At 47.5% G+C, this 15,891-nt stretch carries 14 protein-coding genes; 10 read left to right on the top strand and 4 right to left on the bottom strand.

Annotated elements, in window-relative coordinates:
- The first annotated feature begins 81 nt into the window (after positions 1-81).
- The 6 genes from pstC to phoR all read left to right on the top strand — a co-directional run bounded on the left by pstC (position 82) and on the right by phoR (position 5,997).
- Positions 82-1,110: a phosphate ABC transporter permease subunit PstC gene (pstC, locus tag QN395_RS01725; RefSeq protein WP_416200145.1), complete on the top strand. Its 1,029-nt coding sequence runs from the start codon at positions 82-84 to the stop codon at positions 1,108-1,110.
- A complete protein-coding gene (gene pstA / locus QN395_RS01720) occupies positions 1,107-2,012 on the top strand; it encodes a phosphate ABC transporter permease PstA (protein ID WP_416200096.1) in 906 nt (301 codons plus the stop codon). Before pstC ends, pstA begins: the two co-directional genes overlap by 4 nt.
- Positions 2,013-2,138: 126 nt before the next feature.
- Positions 2,139-2,894: a phosphate ABC transporter ATP-binding protein PstB gene (pstB, locus tag QN395_RS01715; protein WP_416200146.1), complete on the top strand. Its 756-nt coding sequence runs from the start codon at positions 2,139-2,141 to the stop codon at positions 2,892-2,894.
- A gap of 72 nt (positions 2,895-2,966) precedes the next feature.
- Entirely contained in the window at positions 2,967-3,677 is a 711-nt protein-coding gene (gene phoU / locus QN395_RS01710; protein ID WP_322118147.1) for a phosphate signaling complex protein PhoU, read from the top strand.
- Between the two features lie 8 nt (positions 3,678-3,685).
- Entirely contained in the window at positions 3,686-4,375 is a 690-nt protein-coding gene (gene phoB, locus QN395_RS01705; protein ID WP_322118148.1) for a phosphate regulon transcriptional regulator PhoB, read from the top strand.
- Positions 4,376-4,677: 302 nt separating this feature from the next.
- Positions 4,678-5,997 (top strand): phosphate regulon sensor histidine kinase PhoR, encoded by a 1,320-nt coding sequence (gene phoR / locus QN395_RS01700; RefSeq protein WP_322118149.1) that lies wholly within the window; start codon positions 4,678-4,680, stop codon positions 5,995-5,997.
- A 62-nt stretch (positions 5,998-6,059) separates the two neighbouring features.
- Here the strand turns inward: phoR and QN395_RS01695 are convergent, their stop codons facing one another.
- Both QN395_RS01695 and QN395_RS01690 read right to left on the bottom strand, forming a co-directional pair.
- A complete protein-coding gene (locus tag QN395_RS01695) occupies positions 6,060-7,502 on the bottom strand; it encodes a hypothetical protein (RefSeq protein WP_322118150.1) in 1,443 nt (480 codons plus the stop codon).
- A gap of 2 nt (positions 7,503-7,504) precedes the next feature.
- A complete protein-coding gene (locus tag QN395_RS01690; protein WP_322118151.1) occupies positions 7,505-8,806 on the bottom strand; it encodes a prohibitin family protein in 1,302 nt (433 codons plus the stop codon).
- A gap of 370 nt (positions 8,807-9,176) precedes the next feature.
- Here QN395_RS01690 and QN395_RS01685 point away from each other — a divergent pair, with 370 nt between their 5' ends.
- The 3 genes from QN395_RS01685 (at position 9,177) to QN395_RS01675 (ending at position 12,693) form a co-directional block, all read left to right on the top strand.
- Positions 9,177-9,881, top strand: a complete 705-nt coding sequence (locus QN395_RS01685; RefSeq protein WP_322118153.1) for a response regulator transcription factor — start codon at positions 9,177-9,179, stop codon at positions 9,879-9,881.
- Positions 9,881-11,968 carry an ATP-binding protein gene (locus QN395_RS01680; RefSeq protein WP_322121544.1) on the top strand — a complete coding sequence of 696 codons (2,088 nt, stop codon included), beginning with the start codon at positions 9,881-9,883 and terminating at the stop codon, positions 11,966-11,968. Before QN395_RS01685 ends, QN395_RS01680 begins: the two co-directional genes overlap by 1 nt.
- Before the next feature lie 308 nt (positions 11,969-12,276).
- Positions 12,277-12,693, top strand: coding sequence for a diguanylate cyclase (locus QN395_RS01675; RefSeq protein ID WP_322118154.1), 417 nt, complete (start codon positions 12,277-12,279; stop codon positions 12,691-12,693).
- Positions 12,694-12,722: 29 nt separating this feature from the next.
- Here the strand turns inward: QN395_RS01675 and QN395_RS01670 are convergent, their stop codons facing one another.
- Positions 12,723-13,532: a siderophore-interacting protein gene (locus QN395_RS01670; RefSeq protein WP_322118155.1), complete on the bottom strand. Its 810-nt coding sequence runs from the start codon at positions 13,530-13,532 to the stop codon at positions 12,723-12,725.
- 1 nt (position 13,533) lies between these two features.
- Positions 13,534-14,310, bottom strand: coding sequence for a PadR family transcriptional regulator (locus QN395_RS01665; RefSeq protein WP_322118156.1), 777 nt, complete (start codon positions 14,308-14,310; stop codon positions 13,534-13,536).
- A gap of 363 nt (positions 14,311-14,673) precedes the next feature.
- Here QN395_RS01665 and QN395_RS01660 point away from each other — a divergent pair, with 363 nt between their 5' ends.
- Positions 14,674-15,840, top strand: a complete 1,167-nt coding sequence (locus QN395_RS01660) for a GGDEF domain-containing protein (protein ID WP_322118157.1) — start codon at positions 14,674-14,676, stop codon at positions 15,838-15,840.
- Positions 15,841-15,891: the final 51 nt, after the last annotated feature.

Raw genomic sequence — 15,891 nt, 5'->3', positions numbered from 1 at the left:
TTCATGCCGATCACTTATTAAGCTGCTAGTAAACCAATATGGAAAGCTCCTTCCATGCAGACACAACAACCTCCGATCGCTATGTCAGCCTCCTCATCTACATCAAGCAATCCGCAGCAACATACAACGCAGCCAAGCGCACCGGCAAATCATGCAGAGGTGAATATGGCAGCGGTGATGCGCCGTCAGCAGTGGCAGGATTTTTTATTTCATAAACTGACATTCGGCTTCGCTTTGTTTGTTTTGGTGGTGCTTGTAGGCATCATTATTTCACTCATCATTCGCGCCTGGCCAGCGATGCAAGAATTTGGTTTTGCCTTCGTGACGACGATAGAGTGGGACCCGGTCAATGATAAATACGGTGGTCTAATCGCCATTGTCGGTACTCTGGCAACCTCTATTATCGCCTTGCTGATCGCCTTCCCGGTGAGTTTTGGTATCGCTTTATTTTTAACTGAGATTTGTCCCGCCTGGCTTAAACGCCCGCTTGGTACTTCAATAGAATTATTGGCCGGTGTGCCAAGTATTATTTACGGTATGTGGGGTTTGTTTGTATTCGCACCGCTGTTTTCGGACTATATACAACCAGCATTACACGCAACATTAGGCAAATTGCCTGTGATTGGTGTGATGTTTTCTGGCCCTATGATAGGTATCGGTATTTTGTCTGCCGGTGTGATCTTAGCGATCATGATTATTCCTTTTATCGCTTCTGTCATGCGTGATGTGTTTGAGGTTGTCCCGCCAGTCTTAAAAGAGTCGGCCTACGGTCTTGGCTGTACTAAATGGGAAGTCGTCAGAAAAATCGTTTTGCCTTATACAAAAATTGGTGTAGTCGGCGGTGTGATGTTGGGCTTGGGTCGGGCTTTGGGCGAGACTATGGCAATCACTTTTGTGATCGGTAATGCGCACAAATTATCTTGGTCTTTGTTCGCTCCGGGTAACAGTATTGCCTCTACCTTAGCGAACGAATTTGCCGAAGCAGAGACCGTGTTGCACACATCATCGTTGTTCTTGCTTGGTCTGATTTTGTTTGTCATCACATTTATTGTTTTGGCCGCAGCTAAATTAATGTTGCTTGGTTTGACCAGAAAAGAAGGTGCAAAATGAGCACGAATTCAACCAGTCCTATGACCCTCACTAGCAACGCTTTAAATTCTTCAGCAAATAATCCTGTCTACAAACGTCGTTTGTTGATGCATAGAATCGGTATTACTTTGTCTTCTCTGGCAATGGCATTAGGCGTGTTTTTCCTGATGTGGATTTTGTTCACTTTGCTGATCAAAGGTTTCTCAGCGATTAGCTTAGATATGTTCACAGAAACAACGCCAGCGCCAGGTAGCGATGGCGGCGGTTTGATGAACGCGATTGTCGGTAGTTTTATGATGGTCGGTTTCGCTACTCTGATCAGTACGCCGATTGGTATTTTGGCCGGTATCTACCTCGCAGAATACGGTGATAAAAGCTGGTTTGGCAGCATCACACGCTTTGTGACGGACATTATGTTGTCAGCACCTTCCATCGTCATCGGTTTGTTTGTGTATGCCATCTATGTATTTAATGTTAAACATTTTTCTGGATGGGCCGGTAGTTTAGCGATCTCCTTGATTGCCATACCGGTGGTTGTACGCACCACCGACAATATGCTGGGATTAGTACCAACCAGTTTGCGTGAAGCTGCTTTTGCACTTGGTGCGCCGCGCTGGAAAGTCGCTTTGCTAATCCGTTTGCGCGCTGTTAAAGCGGGTGTCGTTACCGGTATTTTATTGGCAGTTGCCCGTATATCTGGTGAGACCGCACCTTTGTTATTCACTGCATTGAATAACCAATTCTTTAACGGCAATATGAATAAGCCAATGGCCAACTTACCCGTAGTGATTTACCAGTTCGCTATGAGTCCTTACGATAACTGGCGTGACCTTGCATGGGGCGGCGCTTTGCTGATTACATTTAGCGTATTGGGATTGAATATCCTGTCTCGCACGATGTTTAATCAAAAAGTACAAAACTAATTTCTTGGAACCAGCATGATGACAACGCCAATGAGTACAAATATGAATAATGGAATCAACGTAGCTATTAATCCATTGATGAATGCTGGTTTAAATTCATCTTCGAGTGCGACTGCCAGCGCAGATATGAAAATGTCGATAGAAATTTCCGGATTGAATTTTTTCTACGGTGCGACACGTAGTTTGCGTGATATTAATTTGAATATCCATGACAAAAAAGTGACTGCATTTATCGGTCCTTCTGGTTGCGGTAAATCGACTTTATTGCGCACTTTAAACCGTATGTACGATCTGTATCCAGGCCAGCGTGCCGAAGGCAAGATTATGTACAACGGTAAGAATATTTTAGATGCCGATCAAGACATCAATCTTTTGCGCGCCAAAGTTGGTATGGTGTTTCAGAAGCCGACACCGTTCCCGATGTCGGTGTATGACAACATCGCATTCGGTGTTCGCTTGTATGAAAATTTGTCCAAAGGTGAGATGGATGAACGGGTTGAATGGGCATTGAAAAAAGCAGCATTGTGGACCGAAGTTAAAGACAAGCTCAATAAGAGTGGTCTGAGTTTATCTGGTGGTCAGCAACAACGTTTGTGCATCGCACGCGGCGTATCAGTGAAGCCAGAAGTCTTGTTGCTGGACGAACCAACCTCGGCGCTGGACCCGATTTCTACCGTCAAGATTGAAGAATTAATTCATGAGTTAAAGCAGGATTACACCATCGCGATTGTGACGCACAACATGCAGCAAGCAGCGCGTTGCTCTGATTACACGGCGTATATGTATTTGGGCGAATTGGTGGAATTTAGTGAGACCGATCAGATATTTATGAACCCGGTCAAAAAAGAAACACAGGATTACATCACGGGTCGTTTCGGCTAACTGCACGCGTGGATATAAAGTAAAAAACTAAGTTAAAAACTAAGTAAGAAATTGCAAATTTAGGAGTAGACCGTGATAGGTGAACATTCTTCAAAACAATACGACAATGATCTGGAAACGATACGTTCCAAGGTCTTGATGATGGGCGGTTTGGTTGAAAACCATTTCCATGATGCGATGTCGTGCTTCCGTACTGGTAATGCAGATCAGGCAGAACTGGTAATCAAATCTGATCTGGAAGTGAATCGCCTTGAGGTATTGCTGGATGATATGTGCAGCCACCTCATCGTCAAGCGCCAGCCTGCTGCGAACGATCTGCGCACTGTCATGGCGACTGGCAAAGTGATCACGGATCTGGAGCGAATTGGCGATGAATCGACCAAGATCGCACGGATTGCCAGAGATGCTGCGGCCAATCGTAAATCCGTTGCCATCTTCAGTGGTTACGAGACCGTGCGTGTGTTGGCCAGTGGCGTAGGTGAAATGTTGCATCAGGCATTGGATTGCTTTGCCCGTCTGGATGGCGAGCAGGCAGTACGCCTGATTGCCCAAGATGCGATTGTGGATAACGATTTCCGTTCCATCATGCGTAATCTGATTACCTTCATGATGGAAGACCCAAGCACGATTTCATCCTCGCTGGATGCCCTGTGGGTTGCCAAAGCGATTGAACGTATTGGTGATCATTCTAAAAATATCGCTGAGCACGTGATCTATATTATCGAAGGCAAAGACATCCGCCATTCCGACTATGTAGCGACCAAACAAGAGCAAAATAACTAATCTAAATTATGGCTGCTGATAAGACAACAATCCTCATTGTGGAAGACGAACCAGCGATTGTCGAGCTGGTTACTTTTACACTCCGTGCTGCTGGCTGGAATACCTTTGCTGTAAATAACACGGCAGAAGCATGGGAATTTATTCAACGCAGAACACCACAGTTGATTTTGTTGGATTGGATGCTGCCTGACCAGAGCGGTTTGCGACTGTTGTCTAAAATTCGTGCTGACCGCAACTTCAATGAGATGCCGGTCATCATGTTGACCGCCAAAAGCATGGAAGAAGACAAAATTGCTGGCCTGGATCATGGCGCAGATGACTACGTCACTAAACCGTTTTCTCCGCGTGAGCTGACTGCCCGTATCAAAGCCTTGTTGCGTCGTAAGAGTCCAGAACATGCACAAAGCGCATTGGCTGCGGGCCCAGTGATACTCGATCCGGTAAGTTGCACGGTCAAAATTGATGAGCAAAAAGTCGATATCGGGCATGCAGAATATAAGCTGCTAAAGTTTTTTATGGCGCATCCGGAACGCGTTTTTTCCCGTAGCCAATTACTCGACAAAGTCTGGGGCGACCATGTCGTGATTGAAGAGCGTACTGTCGATGTGCATGTACTGCGTTTGCGTAAAGTATTGAAAGAGGCCGAGTCCTTGATAAAAACGGTACGTAGCGTCGGTTATATGCTGTCAGAAAAATAGTCAGGGCTATAGTCAGAGCGATAGTCAAAACTGTAGTGTGCTTTAGAAGCAGCAATCTCGATATTCTGGCAATAGACTAAATAACTCATATACTCCCCATAAAATTTTTAAAAACTGCCGTATTGTCTCGGTTTTACTTGGACAACTAATATATACAGGTATGGAGTATATTATTTATCATAGGCGTTATTATCTGATTGACGCCGTTTCTCCAGCGTAGTTCTCGATTTTTAGTAGATGATTCAGTAATTGATTTTGCATCTCGCTTTGCATCTTATTTAGCATCTTATTTAGACCATTTAATGCATCCTCATCTCGTATTCTGGATTTCCGCCATAGTGCGTATGATCGTCGTTTTATTGACCGCCGCGGTCGGCTGGTTTTTCTGGGGGGCAGTGCCTGGCTTGTTGCTCGGTCTGGCTGGAATGATAGGTTTGATTGGTATCCAGTTATTTTATTTACTGCGACTCTCTGACTGGCTGGACAACCCAAATACGGTTCGGCTGCCCGATGGCTGGGGTGCATGGACTGACGTATTTTCTCGTTTGTATCGCCTGCGCCGTGGCGATGAAAAAAACCAGGCTGAACTGGCAGAGTGGCTGGCGCGCTTTCGCCAAGCCATGACTTTGTTGCCGGATGGTGTGGTCATCATGGACGACGTACTATTTTTGGAATGGTGTAATCCCGCGGCGGAGAGCCATCTTGGTCTGAGTCTGCGACAAGATAAAGGGATGCGAATTACCAATCTGGTACGCAGCCCGGAGTTTATGGACTACATCATTTTGGGTCGCTATGACTCGCCGCTGACCTTGTCTTTCCGCGAGCGCAAGCTGATCGTCCACATTATCCCGTTTGAAAATCGCCGGCAAATTTTGGTCACGCATGATGTGACGGAGTCCGAACGTATCGACATGATGCGGCGCGATTTTATCGCCAACGCCTCGCACGAATTGCGTACACCGCTGACCGTGATTAACGGCTTTCTGGAGATTGCCTCTATGCAGCCGGATCTGGATTCCAGCATCCGCATGTCACATCTTAAATTGATGGCAGAGCAGGGCGAACGCATGCAGCGTCTGGTTGAGGATATGTTGACCTTAACCCGTCTGGAATCGATCGATTATCCTATGCGCCCGGAGCGCATTGACATGCGCGCGATGCTGGAACAAATCTTAAAAGAAGCACATGCCTTATCTGCCGGACGGCATCATATTAGTCTGGAATTTAATGGCTCGGATTTATTAGGCAGCAATGATGAAATCCGTAGCGCGCTAACCAACTTAGTCACCAATGCCATTCGCTATACGCCAGAAAATGGCGAAATCAAACTGATCTGGAAAAATCAAACCAACGGTCAGGGTCAGAAATTTATCGTGCAAGATAATGGTATCGGTATCAGCAACGACCACATCTCCCGGCTGACCGAGCGTTTTTATCGTGTCGATAAAAGCCGTTCCCGCGAGACCCAGGGCACCGGTCTTGGCCTAGCCATTGTGAAGCATGTATTGCTGCGCCATAAAGGCCATCTGGTGATCGAATCTACGCCGAATGTCGGTAGCAAGTTCTGCGTACAATTTCCGGCATCAGCAAGTGTGGCGCATGAGGATGGCTTGTTCCAGTAATCGATTTGATGAAATCACGATCCTTGTTTTGCAGGGATCGTGAACTCTTAAAACTCATTCCATCACCGCAAACTAATCGTCTGCTTTTTCCATACCGGATCTTGCCAGCGATAAAACAGACTTAAAGAGCTTGGCTTATCTGCCGATTTTTCTGTTTGTAAAGACTCCATACTGATTAATTCAAAACTGCGTTTGTAGCGACCATCGATTCTGGCTTCGCGTGCGACCAGTATTTTTGTCGTGCCAGGTACCCAGCCGGCAAACTCTGCATAACCCAGATCGGGGTCGCTATTGGCTGGTGGCAGTACGTCAATCACCCAGTCCTTGCCGGTCTGGTGGAATAGCCACATTTCGCGCCAGGTATCCATCGGTTGCACCGCCAAAGTCAGCGCAGTAGCTTGTGCGTTCGGCCGTGCTGATGCGGTCCATACCAGACTATAAGTACAGCGCTGTACCAGCGGTGCTTTTACGTCATGCTTTGCATCGACCAAGGCAACACAAGTCTCGCCGGGTTGGCCAGCAGTTGTGACGATATGCAGGCTTTTTCCATCTGTCTGAGTACTGGTCGGTGCCGCTACCGGTGTCGGCTCCGCCGCCCAACGCATACTGCCTGTACGTACGCCTGCATCGGCATAACTATTCAGATCGTCGTCACTCATTTCGCTCTTGTTCACGGCGGCTAATTCTGTCAATGCGCGGGTCGCTGCCGGTTGGCTGTTATCGCCTTTACGTTGATGTTGGAAAGCGATGCTGGACCAGACACCGGCACGGCGCATATGAATACGATTTTTCATATACTCTGGCAACTCGCTGATATCAACACGATCCAGTACGTCGGCGCGCCATAGATCAAGACTATTGCGCTCGGTTGGACGCATCACCGGATCGATGCAATCAGCACGTGTCAGCGCCAGCGCTGCAGTGGCTTTTTGCGTTTGATTTGCACTCATTGCCAGTACGCGGCGGAAGGCTTCGCCGTCATAGCAAAGTTGGATACGGCCATCACGTTCTACACCTTTGAGATTAACGCCGTAATAAGCGGCGACCTCTAAGTGGGCAGAAATTTGCGCCTCATTTGGTTTGATTGTTGCACCAAGCGCTTTGTTCGATGCACGTCGTGCCAGACGCTCTGCCATTCCACCCAGCGCATCAAAAGCTTCTGCATTAATCGTCTGTGCTGGTGCTGCTTTTAAAAAGGCCGCGGTATAGGCAATACCCAATGCCTCTGCACCTGGCGTATCACGTAAAAACCGGACGACAGACAATAATTCTGGTGCGTCGTCTGGCTTCATCGATACCATTCTGACTTGACTGGCTTTGATATAACCTGCGCGTTCGCGGCGGTGATCATAGACTTGCAAGTAATCGAGTTTTTCACCGCGGATTTCCAGACTATCGCCTTGCCATAATACGGCTTGCTGTTGTCCGCTATCTTTCGGTGAGGCGCGCAACTGCGCCTGATCCTGGGTCACAATCGCGATTAAAGTGATGGCAGTAGCTAACATGATTATTGGCTTTCTTCTGTCGTGTTGGTCGGTGTTGTCGTCTGTAAGTGCGCTTGCTGATTTTTACCGATACCCAATAAGGCCGATCCGATAAAGCCGCCATCTGCAGGCGGCGGCGCGATGATGACGGAAATTTTGTCGGACAATTTATCCGCCATGGTTTTTTGTATCAGTAATGGATGTTTCGTCAGCAACGCGCCATCTCGCTCTAACTGTGCACTGGCGACTTTACCGACCAGATCTTGACGATAGGCTTCTGCATCCGCTAGTTTACGGCGTGAATCTGCTTCGCCGGAGGCTTCGATAATACGGGCTTGCGCTGTCCCTTCAGAGGTTTTGATGCGAGAGATTTTTTCTGCTTCGGCCTCTAACTGTCTTTGTTCGATTTGTTTTTGCTTAAATGGCAGTACATGCTTCATCGCTTCTTCTTGCGCTTTGGCGGCAATGATTTGTTCGCTGGCAGCTGCCTCTGCATTTTTTTCACGACGGATTTTTTCTGCATCGGCTTCTAAGGATGTTTGCTGAACCTGCTTACTTTTTAGTTCTAGGGTGTAGCGCATTTTTTCACTCTCTAACTCTTCTGCTAGCAGCTTTTCCATGCCTGCTTTATAGTCTTCTGGTAAATCAACTTTGCCTACCATCACGCTACGCAGAACGATGCCATCTGCCGCCAGTTTGGGCTTGAGTTCGGCCTCGATTAATTGCTGGATTTCTTGACGTTTGCTAGAGAAAATTTCACGCACGGTGTAACGGGTAAAGGCTTTATAGATCACGCCTTGTACGGCGGGTTCAACAATTTCACCATTGATGTCGCGCGGTAGATTTTTGCTCATACTGGTTAATTTGGCCGGGTCCAGGACATAACGCACAGTCAGGTCAACACCAAGTGACAAGCCCTCTACCGACTGGAATGGCGCTTCACCATTGGCCTTAGCACTTTTCACAGGACGATAGATTTGATCGAGTAAGGAGTAGCGACGTAATTCATGAATGCCAGGGATGACCATGGCGGTGCCAGCCCGCAATTCTTCTGATACGCCGGTGAATTGGTTGATCCGTATGCCGACTTCACCACGTTCTATGGTTTGTGCAGGCGGATGCTTGACGACGACGTAACCAGTAGCGCCTATCGTTGCCAGAATCAACAAACGTTTGATGATTTTGCCGCCATGTGTTTTGACACCGCTTGTGATGACATTGCCTGCACCATTCGCAATCCCGCCGGATGTATGGAACACGCCGGATGCGCCCTTGGATAATGCGGAACGGATAGCTTGCACGATAGTTTTGATACGGTCAGACATGGCATTCTCCTGTGAGTGGCTTGTGTACTAAATGGGTACTAAATTTGTACTAAATTTGTACTAAATGAGTGCTGAATAGGTACTGAGCTTGCTGTGGGCGCCGCGTTTATTTGCTGCTGTTCCCTGAGACACATCATGCGACTAGCTGCGCGGAAGAATCAACTAGGCAGCCGTGCCAGTATCTTCATCGCACCAGAGCGCTTGCTCCTTCAGCGGAATCGACGGAAGGCCGTGTGAGTAAAAACTCACAGCCAGAGGTATGACTTTTGTGCTGAAAGCGTGGATACTCATGTGATTGGATTTTGATTGAATTTTGATTAAATATGATCGACTAACAACATACGTCAGCAGACAGCAAGAGAGGTAGAACATGGTAAAAGTAGCCGTCATCGAGGACGATCTCCCAACCAGTAACCAACTTAAATCCTGGATAGAATCCGCCAAGCCCGGCATTCAGGTAGATCAATGGTTTAGTCGTGACGATGCAGAAGCCGCGCTAGCGCGTGAGACCTATGATCTGGTCGTGCTCGACATCGAGCTGGGACGCGAACGTCATGCCGGTGTTGCCATCATCAATGTGATTAACAAAAGTCAGGCGACGCCCGTCCTGGTGGTGTCAGCCATGCCCGCCACGATTTATCGCAGTATTATGAAAGCCTTAGACGCCTGGGATTATTTACAAAAGGCGACCTTTGAAGAAGTTGATTTCATCGACACTTTTCTGGAGATTTTGCGTGCTGTCAAAGAGCGTAAGCAACATAAAGACAATGGCAAACAAGTCGAGGTGGTTGATGAGTTAGCGATGGACCCCTTGCGTCAGCGTAGTCCGATCTGGCGTGGTCAGCGGATTAATTTGCCACTGACAGCACAACGGATTTTGGCCGCTTTATTTGCCAGTCGCGGCCAAGTCGTGTCTTACGACGATTTATATGAAGTCGTTAAAAGTGGACGTAACCGTGACAATATCCGTAAACATGTCAGCACCATCCGAGATGCCTTCCGCGAGATTGATCCTGAATTTGAAGGTATAGAAAACGTACCGATGCGCGGTTTCCGTTGGGTGGACGCTAAGTGATGAGATCGCTCTTTTCTGCACTGGCACCGTTCCGGCTACGGTTATTATTTCGTACGGCATTTTTACTGCTGGCAATTGCTACTGTGGCTTTAGCAGTCTCAGTTTTGCAGCAAGAAAAGCAGCTCAGCTATAAAAATTATCAGCATAGTTTTGCTAAAACACGTGAGCAGATTTTATCCACCTTGCGCCATCCGGCGGGACAATTGGCGTTACTCAATCCACCCGCAGAAAAGGGTAGCGATGGTTTGCATCCTTTGCTATTACCATTTTCTGCGCTGGATTTTGATGATCAAAATAAGGTGCAGCAAGCAGTAGCGATGTCCGGTTGTTTGGTGCAATACGGCACGACAGGATCGCTCTGTTTAGGCATAGGGAATAATCCCTGGGCTGGCGGCTATATTTATGTTGCAGGTAGTTTTAATAGCGCTGATCTGGTCTCGCATCAGCGTGGTGATGAGAGCCTTGCCCAAGCACACAGAATGCGCGTTAGCGTCAGCCTGCGTGGACAAACTTACCAATGGATTGCTCCGTTTGAAAAAATGCCGGATGCTGGCAAAAAATCGATTAGCCAACGTGGATTAAGTGGAAGGTTAACTGGATTCTGGGCGAGCGAAGCAGACAAGCCCAACGCGCGACCGGTCAAAGAATTTCGTGGTTGGATTTGGCAAAATGCGAATTGCAATCAGGCTGAACTAGATGATCAGGACAGCACTTGCAGCAAGACCTCCTTCTATTCATTGCGTCTGCCGATCGCTGTCTGGCAAGACGCCTTGTTTGAGAAAAAACGTCCGGTCTGGCCGCCTGAGGATTTAGATCAGGTGAAGGTCAAAATCGCCGTTCTTGCGCCGGATCAAGGTCCCGGTTCGATACCCGAAATTTTGTTTGATAGTGAGAATGGCACACCAACGCCGCCGTTTTCTCTAAGAGATTTACAAACTCAATTACTACCTGGTGAGACCGTGCGCATACGCAAGCTGACCGGTGGCAAAGAGCTGGTGAATCTGAATGCCCAGGTCGAGCAAGAGAATGAGTCATGGAATTTGTTGACTCGACTGATCCGTCGTTTGCCAGTAGATGACTACGACACACCTTTAGAAAGCAGCGACCAGATCACCACTGCGCTAGATACCTATGAGGTTGTACTCAAGGGTGATCTGCGCAGTGTTAGCAAAAGTCTGGCGGTAGTTGCAACACGGGTGTCCTGGTTTGTCGGTGCGATGTTGCTGGCACTTTTTCTCACTTGGTTGGTGATGGAGATCAGTATTATCCGGAAAATCACGGTGCTGACTAAACGCGCTGCTTCCCTTTCAAAAACGGTTAAAGGTGCTGGCGGTTTGCAGCAATTTGAGCTCGGTGATTTACGTGGTGATGATGAATTAGGCGTGCTGGCAAGTTGTTTGCACGACTTGTTGCGGCGGGTTAAAGAAGATGTTGAGCGCGAAGGTATTCGCGCAGAACAAGAGAAGCAAATGTGGCACGCGGTCGGGCACGAGATTATGTCCCCTTTGCAATCACTGATGGCTTTACACGGCGCGGCAGATGACCAGAGCAGCCGCTATATTCATCGCATGCAACAAGCGATACGCGTCCTGTATGGCAACGCCTCGCCGAGTGAGGCTTTTCAATCGACTGAATTGCAAGTGACCAGTATCGACATCAGCGCTTTTCTGCATAACGTTGCGGGTAACGCGCCTTGCGTCGGCATACAGCAAGTAGAGTTTATCGGTGGAGATCAGGCAGTTATGGTCAGAGCAGATGATTACTCACTAGAAGATGTGGTGACCCATGTACTGCGAAATGCTGACCGGTACCGCCTGCCTGGCAGCGCGATTACCCTCAACTTACAGATCAGCGAAACCGCAGCTACGATCACGATCCACAATGCCGGCCCGCATATTGCAGACGATATGCTGGATAAGATTTTTGAGTACGGCGTCTCAGATCAGCAAGATTCCGCTGCCAATGGCAATCGTGGTCAAGGTTTGTTCGTCGCAAAAACCTATATGGCAAAAATGGGTGGAACGATCAGCGCCCAAAACACCGCGGAAGGCGTAAGCTTTGTGCTGAGTTTGCAGCGAGCGGATTGATTGGCTTAGTGAATTTGCTCAGGGGCGTCATTCCAGCGAAGGCCGGAATCCAGTGTCCTGCCAAGCTAGCTTATCTGCCAGGCGCTCAAGAGTAATTATCTGTTTTAGTCTTAGATTAATTAATATACTGGGATAGTGTATATTTTAATAGTCCATATAAAGTATGGACAATAAAGCATATTTTATAAAAATAATGGGGAGTATATTAAACTGAGCTTTTCCATTAGGCGCACCCAATGCGCTGTCATCATCCTAAATCCTAATGGAAATTCCCGGTGAATACTCTCATTTCACGGACAACAAAAATCATGATTAATGCACTTAACCATATCAACATCAAAGCACCGTCTGCATTACTGGAGCGTGTCCGCGATTTTTATTGCAGCGTTCTGGGTTTGCAAACGGGTTTCCGGCCAGCGTTTCAATCGCATGGTTATTGGTTATATGCAGGCGATAGCTGCATGATCCATTTGTCTGAGTTGACGGAATTTATTCACAACGACAGTGACGCGATGGCGGTAGTAGGGACGACTCTTGGTACCACCACTGGATACCTGAATCATGTCGCCTTCGCTTGTCAGGATTTGTCGCAGAGCAAAGCACAGCTAGAATTGTTTGGCGTTTCTTACACAGTTAAAACCGTACCAGAGACCAAACAAACACAACTGTTTTTGATTGATCCTGCTGGCGTCGGTATCGAGCTGAATTTTTCTGAGCTGGCTTAATCTGGACTCAATTTTTGACTCGATTGAGCTTACTCATCATGTGTCTGGTGATGTTCACTAGCACCACGTTTCCAATAGCTGGCTGCGTGTATATGCGCTTTTTCTAAACGGGTTTCTTGTAAAAGATACCGACGCAAGGCCTGTACATTGCCTAACTCGGTGGCGATCCATGCATAGCCTTCACCCGCCGGCAAGTTAAGGGTTTTTAAAGTGGTTAAGAGTTGATTGCTTTGTCCAGTTACGTCGCTTTGTAGCCAATGAATTTGTGTCTGCGCGCCTTGCGTTAAAGTGATTTTGTCGCTCAGGTCTGCAACTTCGACCAACACGATTACTTGCGCATCCGGTGGTAATTCTTCTAACCGGCGGGCAATAGCGGGTAAGGCAGTTTCGTCGCCCATCAATAAATACCAGTCAAAATCAGCTGGCACCACGCGTGAACCACGTGGGCCGCCGACACCCACGGTTTGTCCGGGTTTGGCTTGCGCTGCCCAGTTTGATGCGGGGCCGTCATCGTGTAAGAAAAAATCAATATCCAGCTCTTTACTCGCAGCATCAAAGCGACGCGGCGTGTAGTGTCTGCCGATCACGTTCGTATTGTTATTGTTGGCATTTTGCCCAGCCCCAGGTAATTGCGGCAGAGCGGGTTGATCACTTCCAACGGCAGGGAAAAACAATTTCATGTGGTCGTCATGCGCCGCAGTTGTAAAACCATCCAGCGCCTCGCCAGTCAGCGTGATTCTGAGCATGTGTGGCGATAGTTTTTCGGTGCGTAACACCGTCAATAAACGCAGTTTGAGGTCGTGCCGTATTTTTAGAATTTGATGTGGTGTTTGAGTCATATTATTGTTCTTTCATTTTTAAGTCCGCTTCTGAGTTTGAGTCAGAAATAATGCTGTTCGCCGTTTGTTCCAGCAAGATTGCAACGCGGTCAGCTTCGGCCGCATTCCAGCTACCACGTCGCAGCATTAATGCATGCTTTAGGGTATGCATGGCCTGATGTACTCGCTCTGGTAATGACTGTTTAGCCTGGACTTTGGCAAACATGTCTAGGCGTGCCAATACGCCATTCACTTGTGCCCGATTGGCATCAAGATAATCGCGTCCAATCGCCGTAATCGTGTACAGACGTTTGTTACCGGTCGCTGGAACGCCGCTACTGGTACCTGAGCTATCTGCTGAATTGACCGACACATTAATTTGCGAATTGACCTGATCCTGCTCTTCCAATAAGGTTAAGGTCGGGTAGATCGCGCCTGGGCTTGGGGCATAAGCACCACCGCAACGTTCTTCAATTGCCTTGATGATTTCATAGCCGTGACGCGGGCTGATTTCTATCAATGCCAAGACGATTAAAGGCAAATCGCCACGACCGAAGACGCGCTCTGCGCGTTCACCGCGCCCACGCCCGCCGCCTCCACCACCACCACCACGCAAGCGACCATGCCCACCGCCTGCCTCGTCATCAAAAGCGTCATCGCCTATGCCGGCAAAATATTGTGGGTGGTTATGCTCATGAGCAAAATGTCTTTCGCCATGTCTATGATGTCCGTGGTGTTCGTGGGAGCCATGACGTTGGTGATGATTGTGTTCTGAATGAGTATGATGATGATTTTTCATGATTTATAGATATATCTTTAGTGTAAAACTGTATGATATATCGTTAACTGATTAAGTCAAGGACAGATTTTTGAAAAAATCAGAAATTTTCTTCTTTAATCAAAAATAAAAAAATACAGCAATCTAAGCCTGAGGCGTAGCCAGGAGCTAAACCGGTGTAGACGCTTAATCGTGGGATGGGGACTTATCAGCAAAGCCAATTTGCTGTTCTGCTAATCATTTCAAAATTAGTTGATCAGCCATGAATGCATAGTTTTACCAAAGCCGAGTGTGTATGATGGGAAACTTATTTAGGTAGTTCATAGCAGGAAAATCATTAGCTTTCATGGATTTTTCACGAATATGATAGGACATTGATACAGCATGATCGAGACCCCTGGTTCCAAGATTGAATCAGCTTTAAACAAGCAAAGCTCTGAGCTAGAAAGTTACAAAAACGATCGTATTTGTAATGACCTTTACAGGCGTGCATTAATTGGCCCAGTGTTTTACCTGATCGCTTGTTTTTTACTGATGGGCATCACTGGCTATCATTTGCGCTGGCCTTGGCTGAGTGCCTTGCTGATATTCACTTTTCTCATTTTATGGGTGATGCGGTACAAGCATCTGCCTCCTGTAGCAGGTACCGACACAGAGAAATACAAGCAGTGGATCAGCCAACATTGGTTGTTAATACAGATAGGCTCGGTGGTTTGGGGGCTGGTACCCGCCGTGATCGGTTATTTAAGAGTGCGTCCCGACAGCGCGATTATGGTAGCGACGATTGCGACCGTTGCATTTAGTACTGCAGCAAGTCAGGCTTTTGCCATGCACCCACGCCAGGCTCGATGGAGTTTGCTAGCGCTGATCTTGCCTGCAGCCCTAGTATTTTTTCTACCGTCACTCGAACTTAGCTCCACTGGCCTGACGCTCTCGTTTTACGTTTTATATTTAATCGCAAATCTGCGCCGGTCTGCTAACGAATATGCTCAGCAGATTGCAACGGAAGTGGATTTAATCCGCAGCCGTGCTGAAATAGATCGACTCTCACTGACGGACATGTTGACTGGTTTATCCAATCGACGGAGTTATGACCAGGCATGGCAACAAGCCTGGCATTTGGCGGTGCGACAAAAAGCGACACTGGCATTGCTGATGCTCGATCTGGATCATTTTAAACATGTCAATGATCGCTATGGCCACCTTGGCGGTGACGCTTGCTTACAGCATTTTTCTGGACTATTACAGCAACACATACGAAGAGGTAGCGATATCATTGCGCGTATAGGCGGTGAGGAGTTTGTGATTATTTTGCCCGCTACCAACGCAGAAGATGCTTATGTGATGGCAGAACAATTGAGATTGATAGTATTAAATACTCCCTGCCAATTTGAAAATATTCAGATTGAGATGACAGTCAGTATCGGTGTCGGTACAGTCAATTTGGATCAGGATATCAATCCATCCGCGACATTTAGCAGAATTGACCGCGCTTGCTATGATGCAAAAAATGCGGGCCGTAACAAGGTCCGGCTGGCGAATATCAATTGACTGAATTCAATTAATTTTGACGTAGATTCATCAATATAGTCCAAAATGAGA

Source organism: Undibacterium sp. RTI2.2 (assembly GCF_035018705.1).
Taxonomy (GTDB): Bacteria; Pseudomonadota; Gammaproteobacteria; order Burkholderiales; family Burkholderiaceae_D; genus Undibacterium.
Note: the sequence above shows the minus strand (reverse complement) of the source record. Positions and strands in the feature narration are given on the sequence as shown.